The sequence below is a fragment of the Leptospira montravelensis genome (assembly GCF_004770045.1).
Lineage (GTDB): Bacteria > Spirochaetota > Leptospiria > Leptospirales > Leptospiraceae > Leptospira_A > Leptospira_A montravelensis.
The window spans coordinates 1090030-1109862 of sequence record NZ_RQFO01000004.1 but is presented as its reverse complement, the minus strand read 5'-3'; the positions used below and the strand labels follow the sequence as shown (position 1 = coordinate 1109862).

21 protein-coding genes and 1 tRNA gene are annotated in these 19833 nt (G+C 38.7%); 11 read left to right on the top strand and 11 right to left on the bottom strand.

The annotated features are described in order from the left end of the window. Position 1 precedes the first annotated feature (1 nt). Both EHQ31_RS06070 and EHQ31_RS06065 read right to left on the bottom strand, forming a co-directional pair. Positions 2-640, bottom strand: a complete 639-nt coding sequence (locus EHQ31_RS06070) for a hypothetical protein (RefSeq protein ID WP_135570502.1) — start codon at positions 638-640, stop codon at positions 2-4. Positions 641-642: 2 nt separating this feature from the next. Beyond that, positions 643-957 carry a hypothetical protein gene (locus tag EHQ31_RS06065; protein ID WP_135570500.1) on the bottom strand — a complete coding sequence of 105 codons (315 nt, stop codon included), beginning with the start codon at positions 955-957 and terminating at the stop codon, positions 643-645. A 160-nt stretch (positions 958-1117) separates the two neighbouring features. Between EHQ31_RS06065 and EHQ31_RS06060 the strand changes: the two genes are divergently transcribed. Together EHQ31_RS06060 and EHQ31_RS06055 are read left to right on the top strand one after the other, a co-directional pair. Beyond that, positions 1118-2167 (top strand): DsbA family protein, encoded by a 1050-nt coding sequence (locus tag EHQ31_RS06060; RefSeq protein WP_135570498.1) that lies wholly within the window; start codon positions 1118-1120, stop codon positions 2165-2167. 30 nt (positions 2168-2197) lie between these two features. Then, positions 2198-3181, top strand: coding sequence for a malate dehydrogenase (locus tag EHQ31_RS06055; protein ID WP_135570496.1), 984 nt, complete (start codon positions 2198-2200; stop codon positions 3179-3181). 93 nt (positions 3182-3274) lie between these two features. Here EHQ31_RS06055 and EHQ31_RS06050 read toward each other — a convergent pair whose 3' ends face one another. After that, the gene (locus EHQ31_RS06050) at positions 3275-4132 is read right to left on the bottom strand and encodes an alpha/beta fold hydrolase (RefSeq protein ID WP_135570494.1); all 858 of its coding nucleotides are present in this window, start codon (positions 4130-4132) and stop codon (positions 3275-3277) included. Positions 4133-4263: 131 nt separating this feature from the next. On the opposite strand from EHQ31_RS06050, the gene EHQ31_RS06045 reads away from it, so the two are divergent. Further along, positions 4264-4719 (top strand): MarR family winged helix-turn-helix transcriptional regulator, encoded by a 456-nt coding sequence (locus tag EHQ31_RS06045; RefSeq protein ID WP_135570492.1) that lies wholly within the window; start codon positions 4264-4266, stop codon positions 4717-4719. An 11-nt stretch (positions 4720-4730) separates the two neighbouring features. On the opposite strand, the gene prmC is transcribed toward EHQ31_RS06045, so the two are convergent. The 7 genes from prmC to fusA form a co-directional block, all read right to left on the bottom strand. Beyond that, positions 4731-5603, bottom strand: a complete 873-nt coding sequence (prmC, locus tag EHQ31_RS06040; RefSeq protein WP_135570490.1) for a peptide chain release factor N(5)-glutamine methyltransferase — start codon at positions 5601-5603, stop codon at positions 4731-4733. Positions 5604-5609: 6 nt separating this feature from the next. Then, positions 5610-5682: transfer RNA gene (locus tag EHQ31_RS06035), tRNA-Arg, on the bottom strand. Between the two features lie 2 nt (positions 5683-5684). Beyond that, positions 5685-6317, bottom strand: coding sequence for a Crp/Fnr family transcriptional regulator (locus EHQ31_RS06030; protein WP_167481642.1), 633 nt, complete (start codon positions 6315-6317; stop codon positions 5685-5687). Between the two features lie 11 nt (positions 6318-6328). Continuing rightward, on the bottom strand, positions 6329-7381 hold the full coding sequence (locus EHQ31_RS06025; protein ID WP_135570486.1) for a tetratricopeptide repeat protein: 1053 nt from the start codon (positions 7379-7381) through the stop codon (positions 6329-6331). Between the two features lie 25 nt (positions 7382-7406). Further along, positions 7407-8636 carry an amidohydrolase family protein gene (locus EHQ31_RS06020; protein ID WP_135570484.1) on the bottom strand — a complete coding sequence of 410 codons (1230 nt, stop codon included), beginning with the start codon at positions 8634-8636 and terminating at the stop codon, positions 7407-7409. Continuing rightward, the gene (locus tag EHQ31_RS06015) at positions 8636-9274 is read right to left on the bottom strand and encodes an LIC_10271 family cell wall hydrolase (protein ID WP_135570482.1); all 639 of its coding nucleotides are present in this window, start codon (positions 9272-9274) and stop codon (positions 8636-8638) included. Before EHQ31_RS06015 ends, EHQ31_RS06020 begins: the two co-directional genes overlap by 1 nt. A 100-nt stretch (positions 9275-9374) precedes the next feature. Then, positions 9375-11492 (bottom strand): elongation factor G, encoded by a 2118-nt coding sequence (fusA, locus tag EHQ31_RS06010; RefSeq protein WP_135570480.1) that lies wholly within the window; start codon positions 11490-11492, stop codon positions 9375-9377. A 126-nt stretch (positions 11493-11618) separates the two neighbouring features. Here fusA and EHQ31_RS06005 point away from each other — a divergent pair, with 126 nt between their 5' ends. Genes EHQ31_RS06005 through EHQ31_RS05985 form a run of 5 tightly spaced genes read left to right on the top strand, consistent with a single transcriptional unit; the run spans position 11619 to position 16427 of the window. After that, a complete protein-coding gene (locus tag EHQ31_RS06005; RefSeq protein ID WP_135570478.1) occupies positions 11619-13145 on the top strand; it encodes a TrkH family potassium uptake protein in 1527 nt (508 codons plus the stop codon). Between the two features lie 54 nt (positions 13146-13199). Next, positions 13200-14225, top strand: a complete 1026-nt coding sequence (locus tag EHQ31_RS06000) for a hypothetical protein (RefSeq protein WP_338069449.1) — start codon at positions 13200-13202, stop codon at positions 14223-14225. Further along, on the top strand, positions 14222-15121 hold the full coding sequence (locus EHQ31_RS05995; protein WP_135570474.1) for a decaprenyl-phosphate phosphoribosyltransferase: 900 nt from the start codon (positions 14222-14224) through the stop codon (positions 15119-15121). The genes EHQ31_RS06000 and EHQ31_RS05995 overlap by 4 nt, the downstream gene beginning before the upstream one ends. 5 nt (positions 15122-15126) lie before the next feature. Then, positions 15127-15636, top strand: coding sequence for a TlpA family protein disulfide reductase (locus EHQ31_RS05990; RefSeq protein ID WP_135570472.1), 510 nt, complete (start codon positions 15127-15129; stop codon positions 15634-15636). Positions 15637-15653: 17 nt separating this feature from the next. Beyond that, positions 15654-16427, top strand: a complete 774-nt coding sequence (locus EHQ31_RS05985) for a hypothetical protein (RefSeq protein ID WP_135570470.1) — start codon at positions 15654-15656, stop codon at positions 16425-16427. A gap of 11 nt (positions 16428-16438) precedes the next feature. Here EHQ31_RS05985 and EHQ31_RS05980 read toward each other — a convergent pair whose 3' ends face one another. Then, positions 16439-17305 carry a hypothetical protein gene (locus EHQ31_RS05980; RefSeq protein WP_135570468.1) on the bottom strand — a complete coding sequence of 289 codons (867 nt, stop codon included), beginning with the start codon at positions 17303-17305 and terminating at the stop codon, positions 16439-16441. Positions 17306-17363: 58 nt separating this feature from the next. Here EHQ31_RS05980 and EHQ31_RS05975 point away from each other — a divergent pair, with 58 nt between their 5' ends. The 3 genes from EHQ31_RS05975 (at position 17364) to cysK (ending at position 19828) form a co-directional block, all read left to right on the top strand. Further along, entirely contained in the window at positions 17364-17912 is a 549-nt protein-coding gene (locus tag EHQ31_RS05975) for a polyhydroxyalkanoate synthesis regulator DNA-binding domain-containing protein (RefSeq protein WP_004789271.1), read from the top strand. A gap of 48 nt (positions 17913-17960) precedes the next feature. Continuing rightward, on the top strand, positions 17961-18848 hold the full coding sequence (locus EHQ31_RS05970) for a HEAT repeat domain-containing protein (RefSeq protein ID WP_135570466.1): 888 nt from the start codon (positions 17961-17963) through the stop codon (positions 18846-18848). Between the two features lie 65 nt (positions 18849-18913). Beyond that, complete coding sequence (cysK, locus tag EHQ31_RS05965; protein WP_004788535.1) at positions 18914-19828, top strand: cysteine synthase A; 915 nt, start codon at positions 18914-18916, stop codon at positions 19826-19828. The last annotated feature ends 5 nt before the right edge of the window (positions 19829-19833 follow it).

The window sequence follows — 19833 nt, the reverse complement described above, 5'->3', positions numbered from 1 at the left end:
ATTAGTCTTCTTCTGCTCCTTCCTCTTTTCCAAATCCATAAACATCTCCCCGGAACCTAACTTTTCTGTTGATCCCCGGTTGGATTTTTCCCACGGCAAAGGTAAACTTCATTCTCTCTTTTCCTGACCTGTTGAAATAAAAGGAAGAGGTAAGAGAGATTTCGATAAAATTCACCATTCGTTCTTTTGCGATTTTGTCCGAGATCCGAAATTCGGCAGGGTGACCAATAATTTCATAGGACTCAAAACTTTCTTTGGATTCCATCTTTCCATAATGTTCCATGCGAGGTGGTTTGTAAAAGCTGGGTCCATTTTTTAAAACCGTAATGGTATAATCTTCACTATCCCGACTTTTTTTGAACTGGAAGATTAGGTGGTCTTCGGAAATCGCGTTACAGCGAGTGGCTAATTGTCCGGTTTTACATCCAATTTGAAAAGTAGCGAACCTGCTAAGTTCGTCGACAACAAGATCATATTTGTCTCCCGTTTGGACTGGAATATAACGGTCGGATTCTTTTCTGGAAATGACTGGATGAATGAATTGGTTGTACACAACAAATCCCAGTCCTAAAAAGGAGATGGTCAAAACTCCACTTAGAACTAGGATAAAACTATCAAGAATGGCAATACTAAGAAACAATCTTACCTTTTTGTATCTACCTTATGACTTTTGAGTGCAGGTAGGGGAGTTCTTGTCACAAGTGAAAGTAAGTCTTTTACTTCTTCGGGTGAGATGATTTGGTTTAATTTTTCTTCCAAGGAAGCAGGTGTCGGTTTCAAAACCAAATCTTCAGGTTTGATTTTGGATTCCTTTTCCTTTTCTTTTTCTAAATTCGTAATTCTTGGGTTTAGAGACTTTTCAGGAAAGGATTCATTTCCTTCTTCTGATTGTTTCCCCGTTTGGGTTGGAATTGTAGGGGGAATGTGTGAGTTTCCTTGAATGTTGATTGTGTTCATTTTTCCCAAACCTCCGTGTTCAGGATCCGCATAGGGAAAAAACTTTCCTTTTCCCTCCCTCAGATTTTCGGACATTTCGAGTAAGGCTTTAGTAAAAACCTCCTTTTTTTTCGGTTTTTTCCGTTTGATTGTCCGCTTTATGGGCAGGAAGCTGGCAGGGATGGAAAATATTTTTAAAAAGTGGATGGAAAACCCCATCTCCAAAATCGTCCTTGTGACCAACTTCGTTTTCGCACTTCTCTTTATTGTCAGTGTTCCTTCCTTTGTTAGGGAATACGTTACCCAAGATGCAGTTAGTATCGGCGGAAAAAAATATGACCTGAGCGACGTGAAAGAAACATCTCCGATTGCTTATTCTAAATTCCAATCAGAATACAAAAGTTTGATCAAAAACACGTTAGGTGAATTTGCTCAGGACAAATTATTTGAACTGGTTGCAAAAGATAAAAATATCAAACCTTCCGAAGTATTAAACCAAGGTTTTACACCGAGCGAACCATCAGAAGAAGAAATTTTAAATGTATATATGTCCAATAAAGCCCAGTTAGGTGGAAAGTCATTGGGCGAAACAAAAGACAAAATTGTTGGATTCCTTAAAAGCCAACAAGAACAAGAACATAGTCGCAATGTATATCGAGAAATTGTTACCAAATATCCTGTAGAGTTTTTGATCAAAGAACCGGCCGCAGTGAGAGTGACAGTAGAAGAAAAAAATAACCCTTCCATCGGACCAAAAGATGCAAAAATAACTGTTATCGAATTTTCTGATTTTGAATGTCCGTTTTGTAAAAGAAGCCAAGATGTGAACCAAAAACTTCGTGAAAAGTACAAAGGACAAATTCGTTGGGTTTTCCGTGATTTTCCTCTTCCATTCCACCAAGATGCAATGTATGCACATATGGCTGCTAACTGCTCTGTATCAGAAGGTAAGTATTGGGATGTGTTTAATTTGTTTTTTGAAAACAGCGGAAACCTAGGAAAATCAAATGTAGATGCTTTGATTGCAAAAGCTGGTATACCGAAAGATAAATACCAATCTTGTATGAAAGAGGCATCAAATCTAAAAGCAGAAATTGATGCAGACATCCAAGACGGTCAAAAAGTCGGTGTGAGCGGAACTCCAGCCTTTTTTATCAATGGAATCTTTGTTTCGGGAGCCCTCCCTTTCGAAAACTTCGATGAGATCATCCAAAAAGAATTAAAACAATAATCATAAATTATAAAATTAAAGGAAAATTATATGAGCAAAAAAGTAAAAGTTGCTGTTACAGGTGCTGCCGGACAAATCGGATACGCACTTCTATTTCGTATCGCTTCAGGACAAATGTTTGGACCTGACACTGCAGTAGAACTCCAATTATTGGAATTAGAACAAGCCCTTCCAGCTGCTAAAGGTGTCATTATGGAATTGGACGACTGTGCATTCCCGTTACTCGAAAAAGTATCAGTTTCTTCTAACATTGATGAGGCGTTTCGTGACATCAACTGGGCACTTCTTGTTGGATCTGTTCCAAGAAAAGCGGGAATGGAAAGGGGAGACCTTCTTAAAATCAACGGTGGAATTTTTACAACACAAGGGAAAGCAATCGAAAAGAATGCTGCCAGTGACGTAAGAGTTCTTGTGGTAGGTAACCCATGTAATACAAACGCACTGATTGCAATGAACAATGCAAAAGGAGTTCCATCTGACAGATGGTTTGCGATGACAGGTCTTGATGAAAACCGTGCAAAAACACAATTGGCTCAAAAAGCGGGAGTTCTTGTCAAAGACGTATCCAATGTAGCGATTTGGGGAAACCACTCCGCAACGCAATACCCTGACTTCTATAATGCAAAAATCAACGGAAAACCTGCCACTGATCTCATTAGTGACGAAGCTTGGTTAAAAGGTGATTTTATCTCTACCGTTCAAAAACGGGGAGCAGCCATCATCGCGGCCCGCGGAGCTTCTTCTGCAGCATCGGCAGCAAACGCCGTTGTCGACACAGTGCATAACATTGTGACTCCTACAAAACCAGGTGACTGGTTCAGTGCTGCATGTCACTCCAATGGAGAGTATGGTGTGGACAAAGGTCTTATCTTTGGATACCCACTCAAGTCTGACGGCAAAAAAGTAGAGATCGTCACTGGTCTTGAAATTAATGCTTTTGGTAAGGAAAAATTTGACATCACTCACAACGAGTTGAAAGAAGAAAGAAACGAAGTCAAAGACATGTTAGGTTAATACCTTTTTAGACTTTAGAGAATTCATTCTTTAAAGACTGGTTTGTCTGTAGAAAAGCTCGCTCCCTAAAGGGTAGCGGGCTTTTTTTATTTATTACGAGCCAAGAAGCAGTATTTGAAATTCGTTCAAAAATTCCTTTGGCCTTTCCAAAAAAGGTAAGTGGCTACTTTTTTCCATCACAGTCATTTTGATCTTGGGAAATTTTTTTAAAATGGAATCCCAAGTGTAATAAGGTGCCACCTGAAAATCTTCTTTGCCCATACAAATCCAAATGGGTATGGAAAGCTTTTGAAAGGATTCCGATACATCAATGTCTCGAAACACTTCACCAAAAAGATAATCAAACGCCAGTTTGTTTGTATGAATTCCTTCCCAAAATTTTTTAGAAGGAAAAGGAATTTGGTAAAAACCTTTAGCTTCCAAACTCACACAGTAATGGATAAAAAAATCGGAAGGAGATTCTTCTATATTTTTTTGGAATTGGATTTGGTTTTTCAAATGTGCCTCTTTGCGTAGGTCAGAGGCCTCTTTTTGAAAGTAAACTTCTGCTTCAGACATGGGGCTTCCGTGGCTTGGACCTGTGGATACCATTACAAGGTTTGTGACTTGGTCTGGGTATTTTGCTGCATAAGTAAGAGCCATATACCCATGTCCCGAATGGCCGATAACAGGACAGGCAGGGATTTTTAACTTTGTTTTTATAAAATTAAAATCCTCTAGAAGTTTCTCTAAAGTATAATCCTCTTTTGTTTCCGTATCCGAGCTGGTTAATTTGGCAAACCCTCTATGGTCAATGACTGTGATTTGGTATGTTTCGGCTATCTCCCTTGGGATGACTCTCGGATAATACAAAGCACTCCCAATCCAAAATAGCTGTGGGCCGTTTGTATTATTTTTTGCCACTTGCAGGGCAAATCCCTCTCTTTCGATTGTTTGGTAATTCCATTCCATAACATTTCCTTTAAAGTTCGTCTATTTTCTATTTTTGTGAATTTAATATAGTTGTAATATACAACTATATGGTTGCAGGTTGCAACTAAAAAAGACTTGTCGATTTTGGAAAAACATGTTGGACTGGGATTATGGAAGGGAAAGGAATCGCAAGTTATCTCGGAATTTATATGAGTGAAACTTTGCTTCTAATGAGGCGGTTTCTTTCTGATGAATTTACAAAAAACAAAATGGGGATGCGGTTTGAAGAATGGATGTTACTTTTTCCTTTGGTGGATTCAGAAACCTTAAATCAAAAGGAATTGAGTGAACGTCTGGTCAAAGACAAAACCACGGTTTCGAGACTCGTGGATGGATGGGTCAAAAAGTCTTGGGTGAAACGAGTGGTTTCGGATACAGACAAACGCCAATACCATTTACGTTTTACTAAAAAAGGGAAAGAAATTTGGGAGAAGGGGATTCCAATTGTAAGTTCAGCAGACCAGGTATTTCGAAAGGATCTCTCCGAGAAAGAGGAAAGGGAATTATATTTACTCCTTTTTAAAATCCAATCCTCGGTTCAATTGGCTAACAGGGAAAATACTTAAGAAGATTCCTTCTAAAGTTTTTTTGCAAAAAGAAATCGTTCTTTCTTCGAACTATCTAAAACAATTTTTGTATCCACAAATCCCAAAGTTATTGCCATTGCTTCTAAATCCTTAATATACAAAGGATGAGTTTCTAACATCAATTTACCACCTGGTTTCAGGCGTTTGGATATGGCATCTAACAATCGTTTGTGAAATTCATTGAAATCCGAAACAAATAAAGCCAGGTGGGGTTCATAGTCGAGGACATCTGGCATAATCTCTGGTTTTTCTGATTCTGGGATATAAGGGGGATTAGAGACAACCAAATCAAATTCTAAACCATCAGGGAGTGCTAAATCCAAATCAGAAACATAAAAATGGGTTCTATCACTTACGTTGTATTTTTCCGCATTACGACGACTCACTGTGACGGCTTTCTCTGATAAATCGGATAGAGTCACAACACTCGAGGGTAGAAGTTGTGTTAGGCTAAGGCCAATACAACCACTCCCGGAACAAAGGTCCCAAATATGGATTGGGTCAGAAGACAGGAAAAGTTCTTCTTTTTTTTTCCAAAGGTAATCCACAAGTTCTTCGGTTTCTGGCCTCGGGATCAGGACATCCTCTGATACTAAATATTCAAATTTATGAAATCCTTTTTTGCCAGTAATATAGGCAACGGGTTTTCTTTTGCTTCTTTCTACAATTCGTTCCCGGTAAGTATCAATTTCCTTTTGTCCCAGAGGCATTTCAAATTGGGAATAGAGTTTGATGCGGGGTAGATTTAATAGATCGGAAAGGATCCATTCTGCATCCACACGAGGGTTAGGAATTTCCTTTTTCTCCAGAAATTCTGTGGACCGTTTTAGATAATATAGAAGGGTTCCTGGTTGTTCCGCCATAATTTTTGCCCCCAACAGGATTCGAACCTGTGTCCCCAGTTTAGGAAACTAGTGCTCTATCCACCTGAGCTATGGGAGCTTTTACGTAGGTTTACGTTTCTGATTCACTATCCTTTGGAAATCGGAGATATTGTGAATAACAATTTTATCCGGATAGAGATCTAGTTTGCCAGTTTTTACATACTGCATAAGCACCTTTTGGACTTCCCCAACCGGTTGTGCACACCAATTGGCAATATCATCCACGGTAGCAGAAAGAATAATTTCATTATATACATCATTGTTATACTGTTTTTCGTATAACATCACAAATACGTCGCAAACCTTACCCACTATATCATCCATAAGTAGGATCATGAGGCGGCGTTTTTGGTCATAAATCCGAAAGGAAAAAATATGAAGGAGTTTCATCGCAAGAGCCGGGTTTTTCGTCATTAACATTTCGAAATTGGCACGGTTGAAGTTCAGGGCTTTCACTTCGGTCACAGCGATGGCAGTGGCAGAACGAGGTTGTTCCTCTAAAATTGCCATCTCCCCCAAAATATCCCCAGCTTCTAAAACATCTAAGGTTTTGATACTAGTCCCAATGGTTTTTGTGATTTTAACTTTCCCTTCTTTGATGAGGTAAAAGTCGTTTCCTGGTTCGTATTCACAAAATAAAACTTCGTTTGGTTGGAATACTTTTCCAAACTTTCCAAACATTGATTCTAACATTTGGTCGTTCACTATTTGCCTCCTTTGAGTTTGGATTTAGCATCTTCTGAGATACTATCATCCAAAGGTGGCATTTGTGTTACCTTTTGGAATAACTGTTTGGCTTTTTCTTTTTCCCCAGATGCTTCTGTAGCAAGTGCTAGGTGGTAAAGGTTTTCTTTAAGTAGAAGGCCCTTGGGGTATTTTTTAATAAAATTAGAAAAATGAGAAATGGCACCTGGGTAATCCTTAGCTTTGAAGCTGGACTTACCCATATAAAACAATGAATTTTCTACAAACTGTTCTTCTTCCTGGGTAACAGAATCTGTCCTTTCCGAAACGATTTTAAAAAGGTCGATAGAATCAGCATATTTCCCTGCATTCATAAGAGTGGAAGCTTTGTCATATTGGGAAAGAATGGAATTGGGATCCACACTAGAACTTGTGTTTTGTGCGGGAACTGCCATTGTTTTTAGCATTTCCTGGAGTTTACCCGCTTGGGCACCAGGTTCCGGTTTGTAAACTAACTCTTGTATGGTGAGAGGGAAGGGAGTTTTTTTACGAGCCAAGTCGACAAGTTGGCGGGCGCGATCAACGTACATTCCGTCCGGATAATGTTGTAGGTATTTTTCAAAAGCGTAAGCGGCGTGTTCAAAGTTTCCATTTTTGTAAAAAACTTCGGCCACATTCATAAGTTCAAAAGCTGGGTTCTTTGCTTCCCCTTGGCCGAGGATTTCCCTAACTTGGCGGTGGACCTGGCGGAGTTGGCTTGAGAAAACTTTCAGCATTTTGATGATGAGATGGGTTTTGTCTGAGACAAATTTCTCGAATTCAGGGACTTTGAAGACAAGAACTGTAGCGGCTCCTATGACTTGAGCCGTTTCTTCTCTAGGATAACGACCGATGGCACTCTTCACTCCGAAAAACTCACCGAGTTTTACATCTTCTTTCAGTTCCACACCGTTGATATTCGTGTAAGTTAGTACAACACGACCTTTTTGTAGTACAAAGATATCCTCCGCCTTATCTTTCTCGAAGTAGACGATAGAACCTCCTTTGTAATTACGTACTATGGGACCTGACAACTCATGCCTCGCTTGCGCTTCATTTTCAAAAATTAGGTAAAAAAGCCAAACTCTTTTTATAACCGACACTGTCAGAAACTTGTTTCAAGAGTTTTTTTGGTGAACCAGCTACGAGTTTCGTTTTACCATCAACGGAAAATTCTTCTGTTTCTAAACCGAAATGAAGAAAGAGTGACTTGTATTCTTCAGACCCATAAATGGGGTATCCATCAATCACTACAAGGTCAATGTGTTTCCAAGATAATTCAGAAACATTAATCTCTGCTTTATTTTTATCATCGTTGATTATAAGTAAATCGGCAGAAAGACCTGGCATCATTGCATCTGGATTACCCAATCGAAAGGCTTTTCTTGGGTTTTCGGTAATCATTTTTAATAGAGTTGATTCAGGTAATTCTTCCCCATACAAACCAAAATAAATTGATTTTGCTGTTTTTAATTCTTCTAATAAATGGAGTGATCCACTAGCAGAATAATCTGTCCCCAAACATACATTAACTCCCATATCTAAAAAGAGTTTAATATTGGTTGTTTTTCCAAAGATATGTAGGTTAGAAGTTGGGCACCAGACAACTGAGGCACCTTTTTCGACAATTTTTTCAACTTCTTTTTGACCAAAAGGCAAACAATGAACGAGTACAGAATGTCCGCCAAGAGCATCCATTTTTTCCAGAAGTCGTAGGGATTGTTTGGAATCATCATCGACTCCTTCTGCCAAATGTGTGACAAAGGGAAGGCCTGCATGTTCTGCCATACGATATTCGAGTGCAGGTCCTTCACCCCAACCTAAACTATAGTTTCCGATCGAATGAGCTAAAGTATAGTCGGAGATAAGTTTGACAGGAAGGATTCCTCGAAATGGATTTTGAACATGATGAGGAATATGATCAAATACAGTTGTGACTCCAGAGAAAAGATTTTTATAAGCACCTAAATAGTATAAAATTTCTGGATCTACTTGTTGGCGTTCTGCAAACACTCCCGAACTTTTATAAAGATTATCATAAGACAACCAAGACAGATGTTTCTCTGTTCCTCCCACTTTGGGTAAGAAACTTGCGAGTAAATGGTCATGGGAATTGATAAAACCAGGATAAACTTTTTTTCCTTTTAAGGATATAGTCACAGTATCGTTGTTTGGTGAAAGATTTGTGTCAATGGCGGCAATTTTTTCTCCGTCCATGAGAAGATCACCGGTTTCTAATTTTCCGTTTCGATACAGAGAAGCTGATTGGAAGAGGACCGAGTTTCCCATTAAATGCCAACCTCCAAAATTCGTTCTGGATTTAGGTTTTGTTTTTGCCTGTTCATTTGGAAATAGAGGCCTTTGTCTTTTGATAGAATTCCGAGACGATCTTTTGAATTGACTTGTTGGCCTTCGGTGACTTGAATACGTTCCAAGTTCCCATAAATAGAATAAATGCCGTTTTGGTGTTCTAAGATCACAAAGTTTTCATACCCATCCATATAATCTACGTGGACCACTTTGCCAGGTAGACTTGCACGTACAAGAGAAGAGTTCCCTCTTTGGAATTGGATTCCTTTGTGAGGATCATAAGTAAGTTCAGAGTATTTTTTTAAGACTTTTTCTTTTTGGGTCAAGGGAAAGGCAGGTTTTTCCTTCAGAATTGATTCTGGGGAAACCACAAGTTTTTCATTTCCTTTAGGAATTCGTAAAACTTCCCTTTCATATAGGTTTTCACTTATGGTGCGACCATTTAACTTAGCTAAGGTTTCTGGTGAAATTTTGAATTTTCGGGCTATTCCAAACCAAGAATCTCCTTTGGTCACACGGTAGGAAGAGGGGATTTCCGCTTTTGGATTTTGTTTCGGGGAAAGGGAAGATCCAAACAAAATCCCTAATAAAATTAGAATGTATCGAAATTTTCGCACTCGTGATCCCTTCTAGAAGTATCGACAGCAAAAAGTGAGAGGGCAATAAAAAAGGCGGGAAGCTCCCGCCTTTTCCAAAATCGAACCTTGAGACGAAGGATTATTCTTCGTCTTTGTTGTTGACCTTGTATTTTTTCATAAGCTCGTCAGCTACGTTTCTTGGAACAGGAGCATACTTGGAAAATTCCATAGCAAACTCAGCTTTTCCTTGGGTAGAAGAACGAAGCACAGTAGAGTATCCAAACATATCAGCAAGAGGAACTTCTGCTTCAATTTTAGCATATCCGTTCTCTTCTGTTGTGTTTAAGATCATACCGCGTCTTTGGTTCACAGAAGCAAGAATCGCACCTTGGAATTCTGTTGGACCTTCCACTTCTACGCGCATGATTGGCTCAAGGATAATAGGAGCTGCTTTCGAGAAACCTTGGCGGAATCCGTAACGAGCACCTATTTGGAATGCCATATCGGATGAATCCACATCATGGTAAGCACCGTCATTGATTACACAACGAACCCCAATGATAGGGAATCCGATGAGAGATCCTCTTTCTAAACAAGAACGGAAACCTTTATCACAAGATCCGATGTATTCACGAGGGATGGAACCACCCACGATTTTATCTACGAATTCGTAATCTTTTCCTTCTTCTTGTGGGATTGGTTCAATAAAACCAGCCACACGAGAGAACTGACCTTGACCACCCGTTTGTTTTTTATGAGTGTAATCAAATTCAGCAGACTTAGTGATGGTTTCACGGTAAGCCACCTGAGGTGCACCAGTCACAAGATCCACACCATACTCACGTTTCATACGTTCGATGTAAACTTCAAGGTGGAGCTCACCCATCCCTTTGATGATGGTTTGTCCAGACTCTTTATCGATCTCTGTTTGGAAGGTAGGATCTTCCTTAGTGAAACGGTTGAGAGCCTTCGCAAGGTTGGGAAGTTGTTTTGATTCTTTACATTCAATAGTAAGAGAGATTACAGGGTTTGGAACAAACATGGACTCCATAGTCACTTTTGCTTTTCCATCAGTAAAAGTATCCCCAGAGGCACAATCAATACCAAATAGAGCTACGATATCTCCCGCTTCTGCTTTAGCAATATCTTCCATATCGTTAGAGTGCATACGAACAAGACGACCAATGTTGTGGCGTTTGTTGTTAGAAGAGTTGTAGATCGTCATACCTTTTTCGAGTCTACCTTGGTAAACACGTACGTAAGTTAACTGACCGTAACGACCGTCTTCTAGTTTGAATGCAAGACAAACTAATGGTTTTTCTGGATCGGATTCTAAATTGAATTCGTTTTCTTCGTTTCCGATTTCTTTTGCTTTGTTCTCAACATCATAAGGAGAAGCAAGGTAATCTGCTACACCATCAAGAAGTCTTTGAACTCCTTTGTTTTTAAAGGCAGAACCCATAAATACAGGAACAAATTTAAGAGCAAGAACCCCACGACGAATGGCTTCTTTAATTCGTGCTTCTGACGGAGCACCTTCTAACATCTCTTCTGTGAGTTCATCACTGAAAAGAGAAACAGCATCCAGGAGAGCTTCGCGTTTTTCGTTCGCTTGGGCTTTTAATTCCTCAGGGATATCGGTGATTTTGATATCTTGTCCATTAGGACCTTCAAAGTAATACGCTTTCATTTCCACAAGGTCAACAATCCCTTTTAGATCGTTTTCCAAACCAATAGGAAGTTGCACCGCATGTGCATTTAAATGGAGTTTTTCACGAAGTTGTTCGATCACTCTCCAAGGATTAGCACCTGTTCTGTCCAATTTATTGATAAACGCAACGCGAGGAACGCTATAACGTTTCATCTGACGGTCAACAGTGATGGACTGAGATTGAACACCAGCCACTCCACAAAGAACCATAATCGCAGAGTCAAGTACACGTAGTGAACGTTCTACTTCGATAGTAAAGTCAACGTGACCTGGAGTATCGATAATGTTAATGGTAATGTCTTTCCAAGTGGCATAGGTTGCCGCTGATTGGATTGTGATCCCTCTTTCTCTTTCGAGGTCCATACTGTCCATAGTAGCACCCACACCGTCTTTACCACGTACTTCGTGGATGGCATGGATTTTGTTCGTATAAAATAAAATACGTTCGGTAAGAGTTGTCTTTCCAGAGTCAATGTGGGCAGAGATTCCGATGTTACGGATTCTATCCAATTTAGGGTCGCGTTTGGTTTCTGTCGCAGAGGTCATATTTTCCTCAAAAATAAGGTTAAAGTTGAATTGATTCTACCAAAATCTGAAATGGACTGCGTTTGTAAAGTACTTGGGATTTTTGGTCAAAGGGAAAATCCTGGAGAAAGTAGAGATTAGGGGAATATGCCACTAGCGCACTTGAAGCGATTTTTTCGAACACTGTCCTTTGCCCGACTTGTATGTCTGGGTTTCTTTGCCGCCATCCTCCTTGGGTCGTTCGCCCTTTATATTTCTGAAGAGGGAGAACTTTCCTATGTGGATAGTTTTTACCTCTCTGCATCCTCCATTTGTGTGACAGGTCTTTCGCCTGTTCCCCTTTCTGGCCTAAATCCAGGAACTCATTGGATCATGCTCTTTCTCATTCAGCTAGGTGGGCTTGGGATCATTAGTTTTACCGTGATTGTAGGTTTTCTTATCACCCAAGGAATTTCTAGAAACGCTCGTTTTAATGCCTTTGTCGGAGCGGCAATCGATACCCAACCCGAAACCGAATCCCTTGCTACAAACGAAGTCAATCGGATGTTACTTTCCATTATTAATATTTCCTTTTCCTTGGAAATCCTTGGAGCCATTGGATTGTATTTACATATGCCAAGTGGTGTAGAAGGCGGAAACACTCGTTGGTTTTTTTCCTTGTTTACCGCCGTTTCTTCCTTCAATAACGCCGGTTTTTCGATTACCGATGATCTCAGTGCATTACGTTACGATCCTTTTTCTTTGTACATTGTTTCTGGACTTGTGATTTTTGGAGGGATTGGATTTCCTGTGATCATCCTTTTAGAAAAATTTCTCCTAACTGTATTTGTACGAATTGTTTATCGCATAGAAGTGATGGCAGAAACTCTGATGATGGAAAAAGCCTTAAAAACAGGGAATGTTCCAAGGTTTTTATTACTTCCCGCTCAGTTCTCTGCATTTTTGGAAAACCGGATTGAGGATTATAACAAACACCTACGGGGAGAAACCACGAGAATCCAATCTAAACTTTTGGTATATGGTTCATTCGCCTTGTTATTGTTTGGTTTTGTGGGAATTTATTTTTTAGAACGTTCCAATCCACATACCTTTCATGAGTTAGCACTTGTTGATAAAATTTCTAATGCGTTTTTTATGTCAGTTTGTTCCCGTACTGCCGGATTTTCTACAATGGATCTTGGTCATTTGAATGATGCCACAGTCATCATCATTACTGTTTTGATGTTTATTGGTGGAGGTCCCCAAGGAACTGCTGGAGGTATTAAAATTACCACCTTTGTTTTGTTACTCGCCTATTTGAAAAATGTGATCCAACCTTCTAAACCGGTAATGTTATTTGGTGAAATTGTTTCCAAAAATTCTGTGGCTGTTGCTATCAGAGTTTACTTCCTTGCAACAATCGCTTTGGCTTTTGTGTTCATTTTTCTTGGTATCTTAGATCAAAACCAACATTCTTTACATGTTATCTTTTTTGAACTCATCTCTTCGTTTTCCACAGTCGGTTATAGTTTGAACTTAACATCCCAACTAGGGGATCTCGAAAAGGTTTTTTATGCAGCAGTCATGTATGTGGGACGTGTGGGGATTTTTACGGTTCTCATCGCTGCCACTGGCCATTCTGGAGTACCTAAAATGGGTACAGTAGACGATGGTGTGAAAATTCAAGTCGGTTAGAATGGGGATAAAAATCGGTTTTAGTATTTTGAGGATAAAGAAGACTTGGTATTTGTGAAATTTAGCATACAAAATTTATTGTTTTCATTTTGGAAGCCTCCTGTCTTAACCTCGGACGAGTTAACATTGGAGAAACAAAAAGAGGCTCTAAAAAAAAGTTTGTCTTCCATTGAGTCAAGATTAGAGGCACTCGAAATTCTGATTTCCAATGACAAATTAGAAGAAACAAAACTTTTGTTTCGTTATTTAGCTTATGATTTGATCAATTGCCAATTACAAAGAACAAACCAAAAAGAAATCCCTTTTGAGGGAAATCTCCAAGGTTTTGTGGTTCCTGAAACCAATAAAAAATTAAAACCATTTAGCTTTTTAGAATCCTTAGGAAAAGTTTCCGATTGGAATGAAAAGGAAATGGAGAACGGTTTGTCCACTGCCATTGATACTTTTGAGTATTTATCCTCCGAATCAAAAAAAGAATTTAAAACGCAGTATTTGACTCAGTTAGACCAATTCCTTTTTTTGAGAAAAGTTCGTATTGGATTAGTAAGTGCGATCTTAGTTAGTATTCTATTTGGTTTTTCCTATTTCCAATACAAATACCCAGTTTTTAAAGACCAATCCATCAAACTCTATACATTTACTAGCAGAGAAAATCCTAACACTAGTGAATCTCTAATGGTCACAAAACCAGTATTAAAAAAAGACATAGGCAATTGGGTTATGTATGAATGGGAACTCCCTAAATCAATGGCTGAGTTTGGTGGACTCCGCATTGATCCACTCGAACAAAGGGGAATCCGTTTTTCTTTGGATCAAATTTCAATTTTAGATTCAAAGGGAAAAGAAGTTTATAACAAAAAAATCATAGTAAGTTCCAGTTTTTTACCTGAAGATTACCAGGATTATTTGAAAATTACTGATATCAAAACTGCCAGTAAACAAATACCAGGCGAACTTGTTGAAATGATCACAACAGGATCTGACCCACAAATTCATTTTGTATTCCCAACGGTTAAAGATGCAAAAACTATCAAATTAAAAATGAAGTTCATCGAAGCTCATAAAGTGAAGAAAAAATGATTCAACTATATTTAAAGTTAATGCGAATTCCACAATGGGTGAAGAACGTCATCCTATTTGCGGGATTGATTTTTTCAAAAAAAGTTTTCGAACTTCCTTCATTATCAAAAGTTTGTTTGGCATTCCTTTGTTTTTCTCTCGTTGCAAGTTGCCAATATGTGTTTAACGATTTTTTGGACCAAAAAGAAGATGCAAAACATCCAGAAAAAAAACATAGACCCCTTGCTAGTGGAGAATTAGATTCTGGAATTGCTTTGGCAATTACAGGTGTGATTCTTCCCATTGCGCTCATTGGTGCTTATAAACTTTCTCCGGTTTTCTTTTATCTTACTATCTTCTATTTACTTTTTAATATGTTATACAGTAAAGTTCTGAAACATATTGTGATTTTGGATGTAATGAGTATCTCCATAGGATTTGTGTTACGTGCCATTGCTGGTGCGGTTGTCATTGGAGTGGAGTTTTCTCATTGGTTGTTACTTTGTACTTTTATGTTGGCACTCTTTTGGGGTTTTTCCAAACGAAGAGGTGAGATTAATATTCTTAAAACGGATGCCGGCAAACATAGAAAGATTTTAGAAGAATATTCTATTGAGTTTTTGGATTTAATGATGGGAGTGGTTGCCACTTTAACTCTTGTCAGTTATGTTATGTATACGGTAAGCCCTGAAACTGCGAAAAGTTTAGGAACACCTTATATGGTATATACAGTTCCCATTGTCGTATACGCAGTTTTTCGGTCTTTATATATCATTTATATCAAGAACATGGGTCATAACCCCACAAAAGCCATTCTTACGGATGTAAGTGTTCTTACCTCCGGGTTTATTTGGTTACTTCTTATCTTATTTTTAATGTTTGGGAACATATCGGGCCAAGCACCAGTCTTACATTAGAGACTATGAAAATTTGGAAAAAGTTACCTTATGGTTGGAAGGTGGTTTCCGCCTTTGTTTTCTTTTTTTCGACCACCTTATGTTTTGCTTACTTTAAGGGAAGGGATACAAGTCCTAATGTTCCTATCGAAGTTTTAGCTACCACTCCCACGGAAGCAAATTCCTGGAAAGGCCACCCAAAGGTTGTGTATTTTTGGGCTACTTGGTGTACGGTCTGCAAGGCTTATGCTCCAATTTTGGAAGCAAATCTAAAACTTTTGCCAAAATCTACGGTTTTCCTTTCGGTTTTAGAAGCGGAAGATTCTGAGGAAACAAAAGAAATTATCTCCCAACTTTCCCCGGAAGCAAAACGCCCAATCTATGCGGCCGACTACAGGATTTTGAAGGAATGGAGAATTTCCGCATACCCCACAACAGTGTTTCTGAATGAAAAAGGGAAGGTTGTGTTTTCGGACACAGGAATTCTAAGCCCCGTTGGTTTCTGGTTGCGATCTTTTCTTTTGCGCTTTTTCTAAATTGTCGATGATATAACATGGATTCTTCCTTCAAACCCAAACCGCTTTTGAATAAGTCGGAACTCCGACAAATCAAACGCAGTAAAACTCGGGTCGAAGGAAAGAAGGTCATCACTGATGACGTAAAAAAACTAAAGTCCCTTAAAGTCACACCAGAACTTAGCTTCCAAGAATCCATTGATTATTACAAAGAACCTATTTGGATTGAATATTATATTCCCAAGGAATCTAGGTTTGCATTCGAAACTAAATACCTTTTTATTTTATTAGTAGATCCAACAATTACAGAGGAACCATGTGATGCGGAAAGGAAACGCGTAATGGCTCTTGGTGAAATTGTGGATGTATTTGCTTATATGGAATCACATCCGGAAGCCATAAGACTCATAGAAGATTCTTATCATTCCACTATCTCTATGCATGAAACAGTACATCATATCTTTAAAGCCTATAAGGAAACAGGAGCAACCGAAGATCTAAAAACTGCCTGTTATTTGACGGAGGCACTTTTGAAATATGAACCAACGATTGCAGGCCTTACTTATTTCAGAGATTATGTAGTTTATAACTTAAATTTTTTCATACGCACATTGAATCGTTTGAAGATAGATTTTGCTTTGGAAGATGCAACGGTTTCCCTTCTCATCAAACGAAGAAATGAACTTTGGGAATTAGAAAATCGCGAAGAAGATGAGGATTTTGATTTACTTGCGGCACTTTTTTTTGAACAAGCTTTTCCAAATCGAGGTGCAGGCGAACTTTCTAGTGATGATATGTTGCTCTTTGAGTGACCAAACTTTGATTATAAAAACCAACTAAAAAGACCTAACAAATTTTCTGTTTGTGGATGGTTTGGTTTTTTCATAATCATTGTAGTTTCGGTTAACTGCATGGAAATTGGAATTTGTTTCTCTTGAAAAGTAAAACTAAGTTTGGAAATCGAATGGGAAGTTTCTTTCCAATCATTTGAATTTCCTCCTTCTTCTTTTAGCGGAAAAGAATGAATGAATACATTCCAAAAATCTAATTTTGAAACTAATACTTCTGAAATGGTTCCGATCCCCGTTTTTAAATCTCTATAAAGATTTTCTTTCATAAAGTCTTTGATCCCGATGGATAAAAACTGTTTTAACTTTTTTAGTTTAGAGAGTTCTGCCACCAGATTTCTCGGATCATTCATTACATCCCAATCTAAAATAAGAAAATGACAAGGTCCAGTTTGGATTCTTTTCGTTAGAAATTCCAAGCTTCCTTCTGCAAATACAGTTTGGCCCATTGATTTTAGAAATACGGAAAGATGTTTATCGAATATAGGATCTTTTGTGTAAATAACCCAAGTCAATTTTGACAGTGTTAACGTTTTATATGGTAAAGTATGGATTTCTGTATATGGTTTCTCCCATAAAAGGGAAACACCCGCATTTTTATAATTTTGTTTTTCTTCGTTTGTAAAACTACCACATAATATTGGTTCGATGCTCCAATCCAATAATTCTTTTGCTAAGTCTTGTGTGGGTTTGGTAAAGAGAGGTATAAAATCTGGATATTCTTTCCAATTTTTCTGCGTACATTCTTTTATGACGAGGCCTTGCACTTGTAACCAGGAAGTAATCAGGTTTTTTTCGAGGTCGGGAAGTTGTGTCAAAACAGCACCGAATAGAGTGTCCATTACGATTGTATTTTAGTTGACCCCCTAGGCTTGAAAGTCATTTTAAAAAGCATCTCCGATGAAGCTCCTTAAGCGATACGCAAACCGCAGACTTTATGATCCAGAAACTAGTTCCACTATCACTTTGGAAGATGTGGCTAAGATGATCATAGGTGGAGAAGAAATCAAAGTCCAAGACAATATGACTGGGGAAGACATCACTCCAAAAATTTTGGGACAAACCTTTCTGAAGGTAAGTTTAGGGCAAAGAAACGAAGACTTTTCGAACTTTATGTTAACCTCACTGATTCGCGAAACAGGAAGGGATGTGTCTGGGCTTTTTGAGCGATTGATTCTTGGTGGCATTGGAGCCAATTACCTTACCTCAGAACGATTAGAAAAAATCGTAAATTCTATGGTGGAACTGGGCGAACTAAAAGAAGCAGATTTCAGTCATTACCGGGAAGACCTATTACGCAAAATGGCCTCTCGGGCCAGTGAAAAAAAGGAACAAATCCAAAGAGATTTGGAAAAATTCAGCCAATCTATTTTGGAAGAAGACAAAGCCACTCTTGGGGACCTTTCCGAAAAACTAAAAGAAGTCGCAGAAAAATTAAAAGAAAATTAACGGAATCTTCTTAGTTTACCCGTCCTCTGTAAGTAGAGGTTGTTTAGAATGATTCGAACTAGTCGTTGGATTTTGTGTGCACTAATTGTGCCTGTGACTCTTTTTGCAGAAAGTGATGAACGTTTTTTTGAAATCCAAAGAGCTAGATTGTCCTCCTCCGATGTATTCGAAATTCGTGATGCGATTGACCAGCTTGCTTTTGTTAAATCAAATAGGGGCATTCGTGATATTATCTCTGCCCTGGAAGGTTCTTCTCATTTTCCAACAAGTCCAATCAATGCACCTGTCGTTAAATTTTATGCGGCCCAAGCTCTAGGAAAAAAAGGGAACAAAATTGCGATTCCCTATTTAATCAAAACTTTTCAAAAAGAATCGGTCAATATTCCTGAATATAACCCAAAAAAAGTCCGCACTTGGAAAGATGGTGTGGCCGATAGCACCTCAATTTCCAGTCCTTATTTTTATGAGGATGGAGAGGTTCCCATCACTCTTACCTGTGGGGAAATCTTACGTTCTTTAGGAACTTTGCCTCTAACTTCAGAATCAGAAGCCACTATCAAATTGGCACTAACAAGTCCTAATTTTTACCTTCGCAGTTCGGCTGCTGATGCGCTTTATCTTTCTGGAAAAAAGGAATTTTTGTCTAGTTTACTAGACAGTTTGGGCAAAGAGTCAGTTCCTTATGCTAAAATTTCCTTACTTTCAGCTGTCGTTGGGTTAGAACGTATGCCAAACCAAAATTATAAAGCAGTGTTAGAATCCCTCACTGACAAAGATCCAGAGGTAAGGGTAAAAGCATCAGAGGCACTGCGCCGATTGGATTTCCGAACCTCGGCACCTTACTTAGAAAAGGTGATTCAATCAGAAAACAATGTTAAAGTCCTAAATCAAATGAAATCAGATTACCAGTTTCTTGTTTCCTTTCATACACCATAAGTTTTCTAATTTTCATTGTGGACAAATCCGCTTTTTCTCTTAAAATGTGACAGAGCGGAGAAATTATGAAATTAAACAGCATTCTAGAAGCCATCGGAAATACACCTCACGTTAGATTGTCGCGCCTTTTTGGAACAGATCATGAAGTTTATATGAAACTCGAAAGACAAAATCCAGGTGGATCGATCAAAGATCGGATTGCTCTTGCAATGATTGAAGAAGCAGAGAAATCAGGAAAATTAAAAAAGGATTCTTTTATTGTAGAACCTACTTCCGGTAACACTGGGATTGGCCTTGCGATGGTAGCAGCTGTTAAAGGGTATGCAATTACACTCGTCATGCCGGAACATATGTCTGTAGAAAGAAGAAGAATTATGGCGGCCTATGGTGCTAAGTTTGAACTCACACCACGAGAAAAAGGAATGCCAGGTGCAATCGCAAAAGCACAAGAGATTGTGGCAGCAAATCCAAATGCTTGGATGCCTCAACAGTTTGAAAACGAAGCTAACATACAAGTTCATAGAGAAAAAACTGCTGAAGAAATCGCAAAAGATTTCCCAGACGGATTAGATTATATCATTACAGGAGTCGGAACAGGTGGTCATATCACTGGTTGTGCGGAAAACTTAAAGAAAAGATTTCCTAAACTCAAAGTATTTGCTGTAGAGCCAGAAGGTTCTCCTGTTTTGAGTGGTGGAAAACCTGGCCCACACCCTCTGCAAGGCATTGGTGCAGGATTCATTCCTAAAAACTGTAAAACAGAATTACTGGATGGAATCATCACCGTTGGAAAGGATGAAGCTTTCACTATGGCGGTTCTTGCCGCTAAAAAAGAAGGAATTTTTATTGGAACTTCTTCCGGTGCCAGCCTTGCTGCTGTTTCTAAAAAACTAAAAGAAATTCCCGCAGGTTCGAAGGTTCTTACTTTCTGTTATGATACTGGAGAAAGATACCTATCCGTTGAAGGTTTGTTTGTTTAATAGGA